Annotated in this window: 16 protein-coding genes; all 16 read right to left on the bottom strand. The window is 36.5% G+C overall.

The genetic code is table 11. The features are described from left to right. Positions 1 to 244: 244 nt before the first annotated feature. Positions 245 to 1,069 (bottom strand): ABC transporter ATP-binding protein, encoded by an 825-nt coding sequence (locus tag EDD71_RS00225; protein WP_133626746.1) that lies wholly within the window; start codon positions 1,067 to 1,069, stop codon positions 245 to 247. Between the two features lie 13 nt (positions 1,070 to 1,082). Next, positions 1,083 to 2,099 (bottom strand): FecCD family ABC transporter permease, encoded by a 1,017-nt coding sequence (locus tag EDD71_RS00220; RefSeq protein WP_207669248.1) that lies wholly within the window; start codon positions 2,097 to 2,099, stop codon positions 1,083 to 1,085. After that, on the bottom strand, positions 2,099 to 3,130 hold the full coding sequence (locus EDD71_RS00215; protein WP_133626744.1) for a FecCD family ABC transporter permease: 1,032 nt from the start codon (positions 3,128 to 3,130) through the stop codon (positions 2,099 to 2,101). Before EDD71_RS00215 ends, EDD71_RS00220 begins: the two co-directional genes overlap by 1 nt. Positions 3,131 to 3,208: 78 nt before the next feature. Further along, positions 3,209 to 4,144, bottom strand: a complete 936-nt coding sequence (locus EDD71_RS00210; RefSeq protein WP_133626743.1) for an ABC transporter substrate-binding protein — start codon at positions 4,142 to 4,144, stop codon at positions 3,209 to 3,211. A 474-nt stretch (positions 4,145 to 4,618) separates the two neighbouring features. After that, the gene (locus EDD71_RS00205) at positions 4,619 to 6,322 is read right to left on the bottom strand and encodes a hypothetical protein (RefSeq protein ID WP_133626742.1); all 1,704 of its coding nucleotides are present in this window, start codon (positions 6,320 to 6,322) and stop codon (positions 4,619 to 4,621) included. A gap of 427 nt (positions 6,323 to 6,749) precedes the next feature. Beyond that, positions 6,750 to 7,124, bottom strand: coding sequence for a type VII toxin-antitoxin system MntA family adenylyltransferase antitoxin (mntA, locus tag EDD71_RS00200; RefSeq protein WP_207669239.1), 375 nt, complete (start codon positions 7,122 to 7,124; stop codon positions 6,750 to 6,752). Positions 7,125 to 7,422: 298 nt separating this feature from the next. Then, positions 7,423 to 7,674 (bottom strand): HPr family phosphocarrier protein, encoded by a 252-nt coding sequence (locus tag EDD71_RS00195; RefSeq protein ID WP_133626740.1) that lies wholly within the window; start codon positions 7,672 to 7,674, stop codon positions 7,423 to 7,425. Positions 7,675 to 7,693: 19 nt separating this feature from the next. Continuing rightward, positions 7,694 to 8,341, bottom strand: coding sequence for a bifunctional 4-hydroxy-2-oxoglutarate aldolase/2-dehydro-3-deoxy-phosphogluconate aldolase (locus EDD71_RS00190; protein ID WP_133626739.1), 648 nt, complete (start codon positions 8,339 to 8,341; stop codon positions 7,694 to 7,696). A 31-nt stretch (positions 8,342 to 8,372) separates the two neighbouring features. Further along, positions 8,373 to 9,518: a galactonate dehydratase gene (gene dgoD, locus EDD71_RS00185; RefSeq protein WP_133626738.1), complete on the bottom strand. Its 1,146-nt coding sequence runs from the start codon at positions 9,516 to 9,518 to the stop codon at positions 8,373 to 8,375. Positions 9,519 to 9,627: 109 nt separating this feature from the next. Next, entirely contained in the window at positions 9,628 to 10,809 is a 1,182-nt protein-coding gene (locus EDD71_RS00180) for a UxaA family hydrolase (protein WP_133626737.1), read from the bottom strand. Next, positions 10,806 to 11,093 carry a UxaA family hydrolase gene (locus EDD71_RS00175; protein ID WP_133626736.1) on the bottom strand — a complete coding sequence of 96 codons (288 nt, stop codon included), beginning with the start codon at positions 11,091 to 11,093 and terminating at the stop codon, positions 10,806 to 10,808. The genes EDD71_RS00180 and EDD71_RS00175 overlap by 4 nt, the downstream gene beginning before the upstream one ends. 27 nt (positions 11,094 to 11,120) lie before the next feature. Next, positions 11,121 to 12,080, bottom strand: a complete 960-nt coding sequence (locus tag EDD71_RS00170; RefSeq protein ID WP_133626735.1) for a phosphoglycerate dehydrogenase — start codon at positions 12,078 to 12,080, stop codon at positions 11,121 to 11,123. A 99-nt stretch (positions 12,081 to 12,179) separates the two neighbouring features. Next, entirely contained in the window at positions 12,180 to 13,562 is a 1,383-nt protein-coding gene (locus tag EDD71_RS00165) for a PTS transporter subunit IIC (RefSeq protein ID WP_133626734.1), read from the bottom strand. A 237-nt stretch (positions 13,563 to 13,799) separates the two neighbouring features. After that, on the bottom strand, positions 13,800 to 14,111 hold the full coding sequence (locus EDD71_RS00160) for a PTS sugar transporter subunit IIB (protein WP_133626733.1): 312 nt from the start codon (positions 14,109 to 14,111) through the stop codon (positions 13,800 to 13,802). Between the two features lie 57 nt (positions 14,112 to 14,168). Beyond that, on the bottom strand, positions 14,169 to 14,627 hold the full coding sequence (locus EDD71_RS00155; protein ID WP_133626732.1) for a PTS sugar transporter subunit IIA: 459 nt from the start codon (positions 14,625 to 14,627) through the stop codon (positions 14,169 to 14,171). 129 nt (positions 14,628 to 14,756) lie between these two features. Then, positions 14,757 to 17,786 carry a sigma 54-interacting transcriptional regulator gene (locus tag EDD71_RS00150; RefSeq protein WP_133626731.1) on the bottom strand — a complete coding sequence of 1,010 codons (3,030 nt, stop codon included), beginning with the start codon at positions 17,784 to 17,786 and terminating at the stop codon, positions 14,757 to 14,759. Positions 17,787 to 18,044 lie beyond the last annotated feature (258 nt).

The following is an 18,044-nucleotide window of genomic DNA, read 5'->3' as shown; positions in this document are numbered from 1 at the left end:
ATATCGTAAAAATTTTACAATATTATACTAAAATAAAAGAAAAAATAAGGGACAGGTAAGAACTTTCATAGTGTCAAAAGTTCTTACCTGTCCCTATTTGCATGCTAGCGTTTATTACCTATCCAAGCAAAAAAGCAGCTGAGGTAGTATCGCAGCATGAGATGTTTCTGTAATCCTTCAAAATATTTTATTTACAAGCTTTATAAAAACACATGTAATTTATATTTATACACAATAATTTAATCTACATAATTGAATCTGAATAGATCACATTCATAGAACATGTATTAATTAAATCATAAGTAACGCATACTGGTTTATTGTTTCTAGGGTCTTTTACTATTTCTGCATCTATACTAAATATGTTTTTTAGATTTTCCTTTGTCATTACTTCTTCCGGTTTACCATCACATACTATTTTACCTTTTTTTATACCTACCATATAATCTGCAAATCTTGCTGCGTTATTCAACTCATGAATTACCATTACGATCGTTCTTCCCTGTTTTCGATTTAAATCTTCAAGCAATTGAAGTATCTCCAGTTGATGTGAAAGATCCAAATAGGTTGTAGGCTCATCCAATAGGAGCAATTCTGTTTCCTGTGCCAGCGCCATTGCTATCCAAACTCTTTGCCTTTGTCCGCCTGATAATGTGTCAACAGGCCTGTCTCTGTATTGTTTCATTCCTATAACTTCCAGAGCCCAATCGATTACCTTCCTATCTTCCTTCCTCAACTTTCCAAACCCATTTTGATGAGGAAACCTTCCATAAGCGACCAACTCCTCAACACTTAAACCTTTAGGTGCCTGAGGATTTTGAGGTAAAAATGCCATGATTTTTGCTATTTCCCTTGAGTTCTTTCTTAGTATGTCATCTCCATTTAAGCAAATTTTGCCGCTTTTAGGTTGTAGGATTCTTGCAATTGCTTTCAAAATAGTAGATTTCCCACATCCGTTTGCTCCTATTATCGTAGTAATCTTTCCTTTAGGTATCTTCAAATTCAAGTCTTTGACAATCTCAACGTTTCCATAGGCTATAGATAAATTTTGAGTTGTTATAATGTTCATATTGACCTCCCCACTAATGTTTCATCATTAAATAAATAAAATATGGAACCCCAATAACTGAAATAATTATGCCTACAGGCATTTCTCCAGGAATTAATAAATTTCTTGCTATGGTATCAGCTATTAATAAAAGCAGTGTTCCAACCAATGCTGATGTTGGTATTAACAATTTGTGTTTTGCACCAACTAAATTTCTTGCTATGTGTGGCGATACAAGCCCTAAAAAGGATATCGTTCCTGAAACCGCTGTAGCAATTCCTGCTAAAGCTACCGTTAAAATAAGCATAGTTCTTCTTTCTTTTTCTACTTGGACCCCTAAACCTATAGCTAGTTCATCCCCTAAATTTAAAACATCCAAATATCGAGATTTATAGAAAGTTGTAATAGCCAAAATTGTTATCCATGGAAAAATCGTTATAACATACTTCCAATCAGTTCCCCATAAGCTTCCTAAAGTCCAAACCATAACACGGTTGAATTCCTGAGTAGTAAACTTGAGTTGAAAAACTATGAGTAAAGCATTAAATGCTGCGTTTATTCCTATCCCTATTAAGATTAATCTATTAGCGTTAATACCTTTCTTCCAGGCAAGAACATATATTAAAAAAGCACCAAAAGCCGCTCCTGTAAAAGCCACTATTGGCATGGTAAAAATAGTCATATTATTGACACCATCATAAACATTTCCATTCATTAAATATATGTACATAACCACAGCTAATGCAGCCCCAGAACTTATACCCAATATCCCGGGATCAGCCAAATCATTTTTAGTTATACCTTGAAGGACTGTTCCTGATACGGCTAAGGCTGTTGCCACGAGTATAGCTATTATTATTCTCGGAAGCCTCATCTTAAAAAGAACAATCTCTTGTTTTCTAGTCCCTTGTCCAAATAAAGTCTTAATTACATCAATCGGTTCCATAGCAAAGGATCCCAAATTTAAACTTATTATAAAAACTAAAACAATTAATACTAACAATAAGCCTGCAATCCAAAAAAATCTTTTCTCTCCTTTATTTAAGCTAATCAAAGGCCTCTATTCTCCCTTCTAACAAGATAAATAAAAATTGGAACTCCTAATAATGCAGTTAGTGAACCGATTGGAGTTTCATATGGTTGATTTATCATTCTGGCAATGATATCACTATAAACCAATAGTGCAGCTCCTGCTACCACTGAACATGGAATAATATATCTATAATCCGTTCCAACTAACCCCCTTACTATTTGCGGCACAATCAACCCTACAAAAGAAATATTTCCTGCTACTGATACAGCACTGCCACTTAATAAAATTACAATTATAATGCCTAAAAATCTTATTAAATTCGTTTTAAGTCCCAAGCTGACAGCTATTTCTTCACCTAAACTCAGTATTGTAATTTGTGGTGATATTGCAATAGAAGCAATCATTCCTATAGTTCCTGCGATAAACAGCAATTTAACTCCCGACCACTTTGCAGTAGTTAATCCCCCTGAAATCCAGAAGCTTAGTTGTTGCGACAAGTTATAATACATTGCTATGGCTGTTGCCAATGATATCAGTAAAGTTCCTAAAGCTATTCCTGCTAAAGCTAGTTTAACTGGATCTACACCCTTTATAGACCTTGAACTAATAAAGTAAACCAAAAATCCACTTATACTGGCTCCAACAAATGCAAATATCATTAACCCTGCACTACCTATTCCCTTTTGAGTGGCTAATGCCACAGCTATTGTAAAAGTAGCCCCCTGTGTTATTCCTAAAATAGATGGCTCTGCTATGGGATTCCTTGTAATCCCCTGAATAATGGCACCAGACACAGCTAATAAGGCCCCTACTTGAGCTGCTGCGATTGCCCTTGGTATTCTTATGTCTCTTACAATTTGTGAGTTTATGCCTTCTTTTTCATAAAAAATACTGCCAAATACCGTTGATAGACTTATTTGTTTTGCTCCCAATGAAATTGATAAGGCTATACCTGTAACTAATATAATCAGTGAAACAATTATAACGAGAGAAGTTATACCTTTTCTTGTCATACCTTTTTTATTGTCCATGGCTCTTATATCGTTCATCGTTATTTTTCACTCCTAACACTTAAAACAATAAGAGGATGACAAAGGTATTCCCCCTTTTTGCCACCCTTAAAAAAATTATTTCTTTATTATCTTTTCTTTTATCAAATCTAACAACAATTCTCTTCCAATCGGTGAATATCCTTGTCCAAAGTATGGAGTGCTTTCAAGCATAGTTACATTGCCTTCTTTAACAGCTCTAATATTTTTCCAAACAGAGCTATTTTCTAAATTTTTCTTATCCTCTTCAGTTGCAATAACAATTAAATGATCAGCATCAATTTGAGATAATCCCTCTAAAGTAACAACAGGTAAACTTATTCCTTCCTGTGCGGGCATTTTAGCTGGCTTGTCTAATTTCATATCGTTGTAAAGTATTGCACCAATACCTGCATCGCTAAAAATGTAGAACTGTCCAGCACTTGCTAACACCGTTAAATAGGTTTGCTTTCCATTCTTCTCAACAATTTCCTTTGCAATTGTTTGAGCTTTTTTATCATATTCATCCAGCCACTTTTGTGCATAACTTTCCTGATTAAATAATTTTGCTATATCAAGCATTTTAGTTCTCCAATCATTAGCATAGTCCTTTATCATAACAACTGGTGCAATTTCCTTTAATTGATCATAAATCTTTTCTTGTCTTTGGCTCATTATTATTAAATCCGGATCAGCTTGTAATATGGCTTCAATATTCATGGTGTCTGACATATAAAAACCTACAATCTTGGAATTACCTAATTTATCTTTTATGTAGGATGCAAACTCTGTTGGTTTATATGGGTCTGTGTTTGCAGTGGCTACTGGGGTATGTCCTAAAATTATCAATTCCTCACTGGAGCCTGAAATATCAACTATACGTTTAGGGTTTGATGGAATCTCTACGTCCCCTTTTATAGTACTTACTACTTTTTTACTATCTTTTGCATTGGTTTCTTTGCTCTCCTTTGCACAACCTATAAAAATGATTGTAGAGAATAGAAGCAATATTACTAAAGCTAAAAATTTTTTCATAACAACTTCCTCCTCAAGATTACGTAATAAACAGTATATCAAGTTGACAATGTGAATATGAAAATTATTCTCAAATATACCTAAAAATCATTATAAACATTTTGCTTAAACAAGTCAACACCATATTATCGAGTAGCAGAGAAACCCAAAAACTTTTTTCCAGTGTCTATCCACAGTATTTTCTCTTTGTTTATTATTAAGTAAAATATCTTTAGAAGAACTAAAAATGCAATAAATGATGCAATTAACTGGAGCAGGGTGCAGAAAAGAATTTATGGGAGAAACTGTGCGAATCCAGTTAAAGAATAGCTAAAATTCCATGTCATGTTACTTTTTCCTTAACGGTAGTTATGAAAAAAGGTGCAAACCACCAAAGAAAGGGGAAATGAATTATCCTCTTTCCGGTGGCTTGCACCAAAACTCATATTCATTATTCTTATCCGTCGCCTTTACTTTACAAGGAGCCTGCGTCTTTTATTTCACGCTGTTATTTTTAAAGCCTGTGGTTGATACTATACCATTGTCCTTAATATCAAGATACTTAATTTCAACATCATCTCCATCACGGGTAAGCACAATGTCAATTCCTGAATTCCTATTTACCATGAAGATGGTATCCTGTCCAACAAGTTTAACGTAGAAAACCGTGCTTCCCCCTTCAGTCACTGAGTTTATTCTTGCAACCTTGCCTGTGATTGTCTTTTCCTCGGCCTTTACACTGTTAGCGTTTTTGTCGCTGACTTCGCTTATCTTTCCGTAGGCTATGGCGTTTTTAAAGGATTCGATTGCAAACTCCTTGGTATCCTCAATTACTACATAGCCATTTTTAGCAGCAACTATTGCTATTTTAACAAGTGCTCCATCGGACTTATTGACAACTGGAACAACCCATGCTTCGCTTCCAAAGAGGTTATAAAATAAGGGCTGAACAGGTGTCCAGTTTGCCTTATTAGCCCCAAGGGATTTATCAACGGCATTCATGGCACCCTTTCCGTTTATATATCCTGGAGTCTTATAGTAAACAACCTTCCCCGTTCTCATGTCCATGAGGGTATAGCCTGTCATGGTTGTTGATGCATTGGAAGTATTTGTGTGGTCTGTAAACCACTTAAGCCTTCCATCCGCATCTATTACCCCGGTAACCTCATCCGAGTTCACTTGAAGCCCCGCAACGCTTGTTTGCGAGCTCCACTTGGTTGGGATATGAACTCCTTTTTTTGTTGTAAGCTTATTTAAAAGTCCATCCTGCAGTGTTCCAGAGTAACTATTGTAGATCTCTGAAACATCGGAAGGATATATCTCGTCAACCCACTCTGGAACCTTTTCCTTCGTGTAGTCTGTAACCTTTCCATCCTTGAAGGATACAAGAAGCACTCCGTCTATAACAGGTCCCTTCCTTCCATATTTATAATGTCCGTAGCTTCCAACATAGTATGGGTTGCCCTCATCGTCAAGCTCAACATTGGCCTGGAAGAGTATTGCACTCTTCTTATAGGAACGAAGGTATCTATTAAGGTCCTTACTGAATAGCAAAGAATCTGCTACCCTTGTGGGAACGCTTATTACCTTTGCCTCAGATGGTTTTTCAGCTGAGACGTAAATAACTCCAGGTATTTCTCCATTGCTAAGGGCCGGGAAAAAACCGTCAATTTCAATTGGAGCAACATATATAGCACCATCCTTGGTCATGGTTACTCCAAGCTCCCCTATCCTGTAAATGCTTGGGTTTGGAAGGGTTCCAAGCATCTTCTGCATTTCATAGTATGCTGTTTCAGGAGAAATAACAATTACATGCTGAGCATCAATTTTTGATACCTTTTCAATGCTCTCCGTAACTTCAACCATCTTTGCAAGTTTTTTTGCTTCTCCTGTTATATATGGGTAAAGGTTGTAGCCAATGCACAAAACAAAGAGAAGAAGGGCTGCGAGAATATTAAATCCTGCTTCCCTTATGGGCTCTTTCCCTGATATGAAGCTACCAATTGAAAATATCAATTGGATAACTGCTGGAAGCCACAGGGCTGAAATGAGAAATGAAAGGGTTCTGTCGGGTACAATTAGATAGTAAACAATGAATGTAAGTATAAGCCCAATTATAGCCCTAAGTACCTGTTCACCTATATCATCCCTTTTAAGGCTTGGCTTTAGAAATAGAAAGAAATACAAAATTGGATACATAATGTGCTCTCCTATTCTATAAGTATTTCACATATATTATATCAGAGCTTGTACATGTGTTCCAATATCCTCCGTAAAATCCAGTTTAAGGCTTGCCCCTCAGCAGAGCATTATGCTAACATGCTCCCTCAATTACCTCATTTTAAATCTGACCTTAAGAAATCGTCTCTCTACCTCTGCTATATTTTAGACATTGATATCGATCACTTTGAAGAAATAACAACAATGAAAATAGCCATACCTAAAAGAGTATGTCCATTCCTATTTTCTGACAATTTTTATCTAACCACTTATTAATATAGTCAATATACCTAAAAAAATCACTTAGTCGATTTTGTAGAATACCAATTTTAATGTCTTCATCTACTTTCATATTATCGTGTACGAAATATTTCTGAACGAAGCCATATTTGCTATCTGTTTAGCATTATTCCTCCACTTCACTCTTAAACCATTCTCTAATATAATACATCTGGTTTCTTCTAAAATACTCCATGTCCATGTATTTCTTAAGAACTTTACATTTAAAAAGTACCTTTGTTTCTTCACTTTCCTGATAAACAACTTTTTCGTACTTTATAACCCGATAACTCAAAACTGAGTTTGAAGAATTTAATATAACAAGATCAATATCATCTCGTTTCAATATATCGATAAGGTCCCCAAGAATATTTATTTTATCTAATGGATTATAGTTGTGTTCAAGTAAAACTGCTATGTCTACATCACTTCCTTGGGTATTTTCTCCCTTGGCATATGAACCAAATATGTAAAGCAATTTAATTCCATTAGTTTTTCCCAAAAGCATGAGAAATCAAAATTCTTATTTATGTCTATCTGCCCTGCTTGGATTTTCTCCTGTGAAAATCTCACCAATGGGTTCCTAATAAAAACAAATCAAAGCATAGCTGCACTAAAATATGTGGTGAAAATTGAAGAACTATTATCTGTTTCAATTGTGATTTATGTATTAATTAGATATATAGATTTTCTATTTATTCATAGGTCCGTTAATGCTAATGCAAAAACAAGTGGTTCTATGTCATAATGTAAAGCCCTAAAGTGCAAAACACCTTAGGGCTTTTAATATTAATCCCCTATTATATAAACCTTGCCACATCGTTTCCACCAGTAATAGCTTCAAAGGCTCTGCCAGGCTGCCTTGACTTGAGTCCCCTATGCGAAAAAGAGGGACGGTTAGCAATAAAAAGTATTGATTTCAGATTTCCATTTTTGCAGTTTTTCTCTATTGTTATTTGAGAATTAAATTTTCCAGCTGCCTGTACAAATTGTGAAGCAGGTCTTGCATTAAGCTTAGTTTTATTCTCAACAGTTATACTTTGTGAATACATATATTGTCTTTCTGCTAAATTAAACGCCTTTGATTTCTTTAAATGCGTTTACAAATGCCCTTGCTCTTCTGGAAATTTCAGCAAAATTCCCCTCGTCAACAAGCTTTTTGTTTACAAGCTCTCCACCTATACCTGCTGAAGATGCTCCGGCTTTAATGAAATCAGCAAAGTTCTCTAAATTTATTGCTCCTACCGCCATCATATCTATCTGTGGCAGAGGTCCCTTTAACTGCTTTATATAGTTTGGCCCAAATACTCCCGCTGGGAAAACCTTAACTATTCTCGCACCATTTTCCCAGGCTGTTAAGGCCTCTGTAGGGGTTGAAACACCTGGAACAGGAAGAACGCTGTATCTTTGGCACATTCTTATCATCTCTATATTAAGTGTTGGTGATAATATGAAAGATGCTCCTGAAAGTATGGCAGTCCTTGCAGTTTCTGAATCCAGAACTGTTCCAGCACCAATCAGCATCTCCTTTCCATATTTCTTTACAAGCTCTTCTATCATTTGTGCGGCACCTGGTGTATTGAAGGTAACCTCAATCGTCTTTACTCCACCCTCAAGGAGTGAATCTGCTATTTTGCAAAGTGAATCTGCAGAGGTTCCCCTTACTATGGCACAAACACCATGTTCCTTTATTCCATTTAATACTTGTACATCGCTCATCTAAATACGCCTCCATGAAATAAATTTATTTTTACCATTCGGCAACTGTTCCGTCGTAGTTTCTCCACTTGGGATTTGTCCAGTGTAAACCTTCCATATCTATTTTCTTAACAAATTCCTCGTCTATATCAATACCAAGCCCAGGGCCTGTAGGTACCTGAACGAAACCATCATTATAACTGAATATTTCCTTATTTTTAACAAAGTCAAGCAAATCAAATCCCTGGTTGTAATGAATTCCAAGACTTTGTTCCTGTATAAACACATTTGGTGTACAAACATCAAGTTGAAGCGTTGCTGCAAGAGCAATCGGACCATATGGTGCATGTGGAGCTACAGCTACGTCAAAGGCCTCCGCCATACCAGCTATCTTCTTTCCCTCAAGAATACCCCCTGTTAGAGCCAAGTCAGGCTGAATTATATCAACAACCCCACTCTTAAATATATCCTTGAACCCCCATCTTGTATAAAGTCTTTCACCTGTTGCTATTGGAATTGATGTGTGTGCTGCGATTTCCACGAGAGCATCGTTATTTTCAGGAAGTACAGGTTCCTCAATAAACATTGGTCTGTATTTTTCAAGCTCCTTAGCTAGAACCTTAGCCATCGCCTTATGAACTCTTCCATGGAAGTCTATGCCTATCTCAAGGTCATATCCTACCGCTTTTCTTATCGAATCTACCCTCTCAAGTACAGCGTCTATCTTCTTATATGAATCTATATAGTGAAGCTCCTCGGTTGCATTCATTTTAACAGCCTTAAAGCCCATTTCTTTCCTCTTAAGTGCCTCGTTAGCAACATCCGCAGGCCTGTCTCCACCTATCCAGGAATATACCTTTATATTATCCCTTGCTCTGCCTCCAAGGAACTCATAAACAGGCATGTTGTAGTACTTACCCTTAATATCCCAAAGCGCCATTTCGATTCCAGATAATATAGTCATGTGTATTGGACCTCCTCTAAAGAAGGAACGATAAAGAACCTGCCATATATCCTCTATCTGCATAGGGTCATTACCAATGAGGTATTCTCCAACCTCCCTTGCACCCGCTACTACTGTTTCAGTTTTTGTGCCGGATATCAATTCTCCCCATCCGCAGATTCCTTCATCGGTATTCATTTTAAGAAATATCCATCTTGGTTTTACCTTATATAGTTCTAATGATGTAACCTTCATTTGCTGTTCCCTCCTCTGAATGACAGTAATACTTCATTTACATCACTTATACTTAGTTGAAAAATTATTGATATAATCCTGGTTAGTTCAACAACTACCATGGATTATATTAATCTTCTAAAGGACAAGAGCACCAAACTTCCATATTCCCATATATGGAAAGCTCACCAAATCCATAGGATTCTGCCTTCGTATATTTACCATTACATACATCGACAAGCTCCTGAAAAATCATTTCGCCACACTCGCTGATGCTTTTTTCACCTCTGATAACTCCTGAAATGTCAAGGTCCATATTATCAATCATATTTTCATAGGTTTGCTTATTGCCCGTTATTTTTATTACAGGGATAATAGGATTGCCTATGGGCGTACCCCTACCAGTTGTAAATACGCAAATCTGGGCTCCTCCTGCAACCATGCCTGTAACGGATTCAATGTCATAGCCTGGGGTGTCCATTATTACAAGCCCCTTTTCTTTAGGGGGTTCGCCATAACGAACTACCTGATTGATGGTACTTGTACCACCCTTACTTATTCCACCAAGAGCCTTTTCCTCAAGGGTGCTGAGCCCACCCTTCATGTTCCCAGGTGTAGGATTTGCACCCCTTACATCAATCCCTAATCTTATAAACTCATTTTCAAGTCCTTTAACTATGCTTAATATATTATTTTTTACCTTTTCATCCTTTGCCCTGGCTGCAAGTATGTGTTCTGTTCCAATAAGTTCGGTGGTTTCTCCTAAAATTACCGTCCCCCCTTCCCTTATTAAAACATCGCTACAGTATCCCAAAGCTGGGTTTGCAGAAAGTCCAGAGGTTGCATCAGAACCGCCACAGTTGGTTGCAAGAATAATATTTGATATATCAGCCTCTTCCCTCTGAAGTCTTGACATATCCTCAGCCATTTTCCTTGCGAGTTTTACGCCCTTTTCTATAGCCTTTAGTGTGCCGCCCTCATCCTGGATAGTAATAATTTCTATGGGCTTGTTACTTACCTTTTCTATCTCCTCTCGCAGCTTGTAGGGCTGGGTGGTTTCACACCCGAGTCCTACAATTACAGTTCCATAGACATTGGGATTTGCTGATAATCCTATAAGGGTTCTTCTCATTATTTCGACACCGGATCCAATCTGTCCACACCCTTTTCGATTAACTATGCTTACAGCACCGTTCACCTGTTGTGCTATAAGTCTTGCTGTTTCGTTTGCACACCCTACTGTAGGTAAAATCAAAATCTTATTTCTTATTCCATATTTGCCATCCGGCCTTTTATAAGCACTGATTTTCATTTTGTCATCACACTTTCAATATTATTTACATGAACATGCTGACCAGTATTTATATAGTCGGTGGCCCTTCCTATGACTTCTCCATACTTGTAAATCAGATCTCCCACTTTAATAGGGGTTATTGCAATTTTATGATACATATCAATATCGTCCTGCGAAATCACTTCGGCAACTACTTCATTATTATAAATAATCACCACATTGTCACCTTTTTTGATGGGCAATATTGCCGTTGCAACATTATCCTTCCTATTTAAAAGGATAGCTTTTTTAAATTCAGTCATAAGAATTCTCCTCATTTTAATATTAAACTACTTTGATCTAACAAGGTTTGGAGGAGTTTGTCCACTTAATACGGCAATTACATTATCTACCGCAATATCCCCCATGCGCCTATTTGATTCCAGCGTTGTTCCTCCAATGTGTGGTGTTACTATAACGTTTGGAAGATCAAATAATGGTATATGTGCAGGTGGTTCAAAGTCAAATACATCGGTAGCATATCCTCTTAAGGTTCCATCTGAAAGAAGCTTATAGAGTTCATCATAGTCAACCAGCTGTCTTCTTGCTGTGTTTACAAGTATCGCACCCTTCTTCATTAGGTTAAGTCTTTCTGCGTTAATAATATTTTCAGTTCCACTTGTTAATGGAAGGTGCAAGCTTACGAAATCTGCCTTTGATAAGAGTTCTTCAAGACTTACATACTTTACTCCGATCTCTAGCGCCGCAGGGTTTTCCTTGATGTCATATCCCAAAATTTCCATATCGAACCCCTTAGCTCTCCTTGCCACTGCAACACCTATAGCTCCAAGCCCAACTATTCCTATAGTCTTTTTATAGAGGCTAATTCCGATTGGCTTTATCCATCTGCCTGCCTTGGTATCAGCGTTTGCCTGATAAAGTCCACGAGCAAGCATTAATATATATCCAATGGCTAAATCTGCAACTTCCTCATTGTTTGAAGCAGGTGCATTTGTAACAATTAAACCTGCCTTTTCTGCAGCTTTAAGGTCTACTCCGTCTATTCCTACTCCGTGCTTTGCAATTATTTTAAGATTCCTACAGTTTTCTATTACCTTTGCGGTAACCTTGTCATTACCAAGAATTATTGCATCTGCATCTTTGGCATATTCTATCATTTCATCTTCGGTCAATGGCCTTCCATAGGGATTGAGGGTAACCTCACATCCAAATTCTTTAAGACGCTCCACTGGCTCCTTATTAAGCTTTCCAAAGGTTACTGCTGTAGCTGCTACTTTCCATTTTGCCATTTAAAACAACTCCTTTTAATAAATCTCATTAATCTTAGTGTTTATCTAATATAAGAAACCACAAACTTTCAATATGGCTTCTTATGATTTCATTTATCTCTACATGGATAGATTATTTCCAGTCTCTTCTCCATATCCAAAGGCTTTATAAAATGATTTACTGTGCTTCTTGAATACAAGTAAAACTACGATTATAACTGCAAAGACAACCGCAATTCCTACAGATGATTTACCCAGGAAGTAGAACAGACCATGTACTGGCCTTATATCTGCACCAACAACCGCCTTTCCTGTATCTGGTAGTTTAACTCCTATTGCTTTTACTGTCTGAGCAAAGGCAGGTGCAATTGCTGTTGAGAAATAAAGGTCTATAACTATTCCTATAGTAGTTGTAATAAAGGAAGTAATTATATTTCCTCCTAATACTGCAACTGTTACTGAAGCAAGGAAGAAAGGTGTTACTCCCAAGTCTGCAAGCATTAAAAACTTGTTTCCTGGTAGAATGAATACTAGTGGAACAGTAACAATCATGGTTAATAATCCTACTGTAATTACATCGGGATGTCCTACTGTAAGAGCTGAATCCATACCAAAATTAATTTGTCTCTTAATTCCTGACTTGGTAAGTAATGTTCTTACCTTGTCACTGAGGGTTGTAAATCCTTCTAATAGACATGCTGTTGCCTTAGGATAGAGGTATATAAATGTACCTGTACCTATACCTATTGTTAATAATCCTGCCCAAGTTTCCATTTTATTTAATTGATTGTGCCAAGCAATAAGGCCTATGAAGAAGGAAATTATAAAACCAAGAACAGAAGCATCTCCTAAAATTCCAAATCTTCTTCTTATATCCTTTGAGCTTACATGAAGGTTTGATAATCCAACCTTGTCATAAAACCACTTTAGAGGAGCCAATATAAATACCAAACCTTGGCCACTTGCATGTGGGAAAGAAATTCCCGGTAAACCAAAGTGTTTTTGCATTACAGGTGCTGTTATATCTGCAACTATTAGAAGGAACATTTCCATTGCTACTGCAGCTAAAACTCCATATAGCAAACTTCCTGTTGAATAATAAACCATACTACCTACGAAGGCCCAATGCCAGAAATTCCAAAGATCCAAATCAAGAGTATCTGTCCATTTGAGGAAAAGCATTATTAGGTTAACAACTATTCCCACCGGTATTACAAGTACACCAATGATTGTTGAATAGCCAACTGCTGCTAAAAGAGCCCAGCCTGTATCAACATATGGTAAGTTAATGCCTGTGGAAGTAATCATATCGGAAACCGGCTTTCCGATAAGTCCCATGAAGTATGGATTAAGAACCTTTACAAGACCATTAAGACCAATACCAATATAAAGTGCTGATTTTAAAGCTTTTGTAGGCTTTATTCCGAGACACAATTCAAATATTAATATTATGACAGGAAGAAGAATTGCGGCCCCAAAGGTATTCATAAATTGTTGAAACATTAATATTCCCCCTTAAATTTTGGTGTATAATATTTTTTATCATCATGAAAATTATAGCTTTAATATGACTAAATCTATACTTTATATTAGTTGATTATTTTATTGTTTGAGTTTAAACTATAAGTGTGCAGGCATAGTCCTTACCCTGGTATATTAGAAGGTGTGGCAGCTTTACTAATCACCGTGTAAGGACTTATGTCATCTTTTTATCCTTTGATAATCCATTACTAAAGTTATTTAACCAATAAGCTCCATAATCTTTTCAAACATCTGTTCTTTGCCAATTCCAGTTAGTATTGGAACTCCACTGAACACTGGAATATCTGTATCAAGATCAAGATCTGTTCCTGCTGTTGATATTATGAAATCAAATTTTCCGTTTTTAGCCATGCTTGGAGCGTCAATTACCCTTCCCTGAACAAACTCTGCACTAATTCCCGCATCCTCAAAAGCATCTCTTAAAGCAACAAGTACCATAGTAGAAGTAGCGACCCCATCGGCACATACAACCATTACACGAGCAGTCTTGAATTCTTTTTGTTTTTTCATTTTTATTTCCTCCCCTTTATAATTATCTTTTATTAAATCAGTAACTTAATTACTGATCTATGCAGTTTTAATTATTTCTATTATTTCGTCGCCTTCATTTGCCTGAAGCATTTGCTCAAGTAATGAATCATTTTGTAATATCCTTGACATCTGCTTAAGCATTTCAAGCTGCATATGAGGTTCTTTTATTGCAAGCATAAAAACTATATTCACCTTAACATCATTTGTTGGATTCTCCATGCTCTTAAAGATTACCGGTTGTGACAGTGTTGCAACAACTACTGCTGGCTCAATTACATGCTCTGGATCTGTATGTGGTATTGCTGCACCATATTTGCTGAGCTGCAACCCTGTAGGAAATTTTGCCTCACGGTTCTCAATACCATCAAGAAAACTTTCCTTTACAAAACCAGCACTATATAACTTTTCATATAATACTTTGAACAAATCACCCCTGCTCTCTACCTCCAATTTTGTAACAACTAAATCCTTCTTTACTAAGTCTAATATTTTCATTGTCTTCACTCCCCTTGATGTTTCGCACTATTATAACTCAATTATTGTGCCAACTCCTTGGCTAGTTTTGTATTTCTTAATGCATCCACTTGATGCTTTCTACAATATATAATGCAAATACCATACCAACTATATGGTTGGTATGGTATTTGATAAAAGTATTTTCTTAATTTCCTCTGTACTTTCTGCTGTTCTCAAGGCATTAATCGAATTTTCATTTTTAAAAATTTTATATAAATTATGAATATAATTCTTTGAATCTTCTTTTAATGCAATTAAAAATATTAAATCAGTTTGTAATTCTTCCTCCCATTGTATAGGTTTTTTCAACTTCGCAATTGCTATGGCAGGCTTTATGACATGTTTTGTACTTCCATGCGGTATGGCTATTCCTCCCTTTATCCAGGTTGGACCTATTGATTCTCTTTTATAAACACTCAGCATGAAATCCTTGTTTACGCATCCCTTAAGTTCAAGCAGCTCAATAATCTTGTCAATAGCATCATTTTTGTTATCAGCTTCAAGGTTATACAGTATCAAATCCTCAGATATAACTTCTTCAAGGCTATTCTTAGTTCTCTTTTCCATTCCTATAATTTTTTTAAGCCTTTCGAGGCCTCCTCCACTCATTATCTCTTCAGTCGAAATAAATGGAACTCCCTCCACCTCAGGGTCTATGGTTCCTACAAATGCAACGATGTTATTTTTGCTTCTTATTTCGGCTATCTGTTCATCTATTTCATATTCCTGAGCCATACCAATTGGAATAATTTTTATTGTATCATTAATACCGCGAATCTTATCATTAATATATTTTTGTATTTTAATGGCGGTACCTTCCCCAGTTATACATATCGCAACAATTGCCTTTGGAAGGTTATAGGAATCCTTAACCCCCTCAACGTGTCCAATATAGGACTTACTTACATCCAGGGCATTTGCAATATCATCAAGGGAAACATCGGGTATTATGGCAGCCCTTACGGCCTCGAGAACCATTACAGTATCAACTCTTCCTATTGTGCGCGTTGGTATGCCTGTACTTTTTGTGATTATTTCTCCAAAGGTTATAAGAGATCCCATGTCTATTAGAATCAAACAACCCCTGCCTTCATCCACCTTTTTTACTACTTCAATAGTTCTCTGAAGTGCATCCTCAGGCTTTTCATCAAGCTCCATCTCTATACCATGTGCTATATTAACACCAAGGAGCTTATTGGCAACCTCCGCCATGCCCTTGGCCACATGGCCATGTGTTAATACTATAACAGCCACTCTTTTTTTGTTTTTATCCTCATTGGTTAAAAATGTTTTCAAATACATCGCAACAAATCCAACCTCATCATCCGTCAGCTTAATTTCAAGTTTTTCATTTATTTTATCAACCATTTCCCTTGCCACTTTATATTCATCGGCATATTCTTTTTTTATGCTCTCTAGCCGAGGGTTAATTATAGATTTTCCACATTTTAGTCTCTCGTATGCAGCACTTAAATGTATTGCAAGAGAATAAAAGAAATTCGAGCTAATATCTTTATAGTAGCTATTTGCGATTTTAATTGCATCTTCAACGGCGCTAACAATCTTTTCACCCACTATTTCTTTAACCTCCTGTTTTGAAACGGCAGAATTTTTCTTTGTATTCTCTGCAAATCGTTTAAGCTCCGTTTCTACCTGACTTCCAACTATTTTATTTATATCATCCATTGAAATCCCCTGGCTTTTAAGCTCCTTAAACCTATCTTCTATAAACTGGTAAATCTCGTTTGGAAGTACGTATCTATCTCCCCCCGAAAGGAGTCTGCTTTTTTTATCGGGGTACACCAGTATATCCTTATAAACATATTTATCTATTTCATGGTTCCTTTCACTAAGCTTTAGGATTCCTGTTCTAACATGATTTGGAAGGCAGGATAGATCTATTTTTATAATTTCATCCTTGCTGCCAAGAGTATTTAAAAATCCCCTTGCACATGAAACCTGAATATCACTTCTTAGCTGACCGATGTTTCCGGGGCAATCATAAAGCATTAATGACCTAATTACATCAACCTTTATCTTTATAGGTCTATTTATTCTAAAAGACTCCTCCGCAAAGAAGTAATTTATTATGGAATACCTTTCGGAAAAGGGCCTGTCATTAATTGATGGCAGCTCTATGACCATGGGAATTCTTCTTCTAAATGTAAGCAGCAGGGATGATTCAGGGTTTTCACTTGTTGCAGCTATAAGCATTATCTTGGATTCTCTTGTATTTTCTGTTTCCCCAAGCCTTCTATATTTCCCTTTGTCCAAAAGATAAAACAATATTTCCTGACCCTCGCTTGGCAGCCTGTGTACTTCATCAAGAAACAATATTCCTCCATTTGCCTTTTCTACAAGTCCAGCCTTTGGAGTATCCGCACCCGTAAAGGATCCCTTATTGTACCCAAACAGCTGTGCCAAAAGAAGTTGCGGGTTATCAGCATAGTCAGCACAGTTAAAAACTATAAATGGGTTATCCTTCGTAAGTCTGCCAGACTCCAGTGCAAACTTATACATGGCCTCTGCAAGCTGGCTTTTTCCAACCCCGGATGGTCCAAGTATCAGCGTATGAAGTCCATGTGGCGGATATAATACCGCAGCCATCGCCTGGCTGATCTGCATCCTAAGGCTTCCATTGAATCCTACAATCTCCTTAAAGGACAGCAGTTGGTCATCACTCAACTGGCCATCATTGTCCGTACTACTTTCCATATTACTTTCTAAATTTTTAACTATTTCCAAATTTAATACTTTTTTAGTGTTTTGAATTTTTTCTACATTTTCAACCAAATCTACTTTTTTAACCGATTCAGCATTGCTCTTCGCATCTACATTGCCTGCCACATTTAAAATTTCTTTTTTTATTTGAGAAACTACAAATCTGGATACATCATACCCCAAATCATTTAATTCTTTTGTTAGTTTTCTGTCCGAAATGTCTCTGTTTAGGGTAATAATTCTTTTGGCATCTTCATAAAGATATGGCCTTCTTCTTTCTCGGGAATCTGGTATGCCATTTAATAGTCTGTATTCTGTGACAAGTTCCCTGCTTATATTTAACATCGATGCAATACTTTCATCTGTTAGAGGATTCTTCTTGTCTTCGTTTTGTATAATTTTTTCAATTTCGTTCATTGCAGCATCCCCCCATAATTAGAACTACGATTTATTAGAAGATTAACGTTATCCTTATAGATAACATTAACCAGATTTTATAGCTTAATATTATAAAATTTTTCAATAAATATATTGATAATATCTGGTATCGTCTACCAAATATTATAATTCGGGAAATTGCTCTTAAAGAGCACTTGGTTTGGTCTATATATAGCACATGATTACTTTAGTTTTATTCTATTACTTTATATTAAGATATCGCAGAATATTGTTTCT

The organism is Fonticella tunisiensis (assembly GCF_004364155.1).
In the GTDB taxonomy this organism is placed as follows: domain Bacteria; phylum Bacillota; class Clostridia; order Clostridiales; family Caloramatoraceae; genus Fonticella; species Fonticella tunisiensis.
The sequence above is the reverse complement of the archived record's forward strand: the minus strand, read 5'-3'. Positions and strand labels throughout refer to the sequence as shown.